A 1,179-nucleotide genomic window follows, 5' to 3' on the forward strand; every position below is an offset into this window, starting at 1 on the left:
GTCTGGAAACGGGCATGACAAACGACTTGCTGGAGAGGCTCAGCTTTCTCCTGTTGGGCGAGGACGACGGCGACTGCGGTTACGCCGGGGTGTTCTCCGCGGACAAAATCCCCCCGGAATTGGCTGGCCGCTCACGATTTGCCATTCTGGTCAACCTTGACCCGTGGGAAGAGGGAGAAAAGCGTGATGCACTGCGCCGCCAACGCCGCCAGGCGAAACGACGACGACGACCGCACGACGAGGCACATTTCGTTTGCATCTTTGCCGTCGCAGACCAAGTGACCTTCCTAGACTCGTACGGAATGAAGCCCAAACAGCGCCACGTCTGCCAATTTTTGAGGGATTGTAACAGACCGACGGCGTTTAACAGCAATCAAGTGCAAGACTTTGGATCCTCCTTTTGCGGGCTTTACGCGTTGCTCTTTCTACTCAGGCTGGCCAAGCGACCGGCCTCGTCCATTCGTTTTCACCGTGAAAAATCAAACCTCGAAAAAAACGACAATCTATGCCTCAACTATTTGCTGCAATTGCTGTAGTATGTTCTTTTGTATTTAGTTTGTGCATTCATTACACACACACACACACACAATTTAAAGTTACACGAGCACGTTCCTTCTCCGACAGAAATAGCACTGACCCTCTGCTTCAGACTTTTGAATAAGCAAGCTGGCATAGGGAACGGAATGCAGGGGGCACAGAAGGTAACGCTTGTCGTCGAACGAAGAGAATGCAACCTTCTTGCCAAAGTACATGCCAAGCTGGTGGCTTTTACTTTGAATTTCCACACAGTCAACTTTGTAGCTGGCCGGTACGTGGTCCTCGTCCACCAGACAATCTGTCATGGCGTGAAAGGGTATGGTTTTCCTGGAAGGTGCCCGCACTCCCTTGGCACGCATTTGCATCTGTTGGGCCTCCGTCTCGAAAGCGTAGGTCTTGGCACGCAGACCGGCAAACTGCGTAATTTCACTTTTGGGCACCTCGTTTTTGATCAGTCCCAATTCCTTGGCTCTTGTGTCGTCAAACAACGGGTGGGCAGGGTCATAGTTGGAAAAGTCGACCACGTGGCGAATTCGCTGCAAGAATTCGTCGCTACTCTTCATGCGCGTGGCCAGCAGGAAGGAGTCGGTGTCGCTCATCACCACGCTGCACCCGCCGACGTCCGCCAGGGCGGGCTTGATG

2 protein-coding genes are annotated in these 1,179 nt (G+C 53.0%); one reads left to right on the top strand and one right to left on the bottom strand.

Translation table 11 applies throughout. The features are described 5' to 3' along the window. Positions 1-14 precede the first annotated feature (14 nt). Positions 15-536, top strand: coding sequence for a hypothetical protein (locus GDA54_06980; protein ID MBC6498039.1), 522 nt, complete (start codon positions 15-17; stop codon positions 534-536). A gap of 60 nt (positions 537-596) precedes the next feature. Here GDA54_06980 and GDA54_06985 read toward each other — a convergent pair. Continuing rightward, a partial coding sequence (locus GDA54_06985) for a hypothetical protein (GenBank protein ID MBC6498040.1) occupies positions 597-1,179 on the bottom strand: 583 nt, incomplete at its 5' end.

Source organism: Alphaproteobacteria bacterium GM7ARS4, assembly GCA_014332745.1.
Lineage (GTDB): Bacteria > Pseudomonadota > Alphaproteobacteria > GM7ARS4 > GM7ARS4 > GM7ARS4.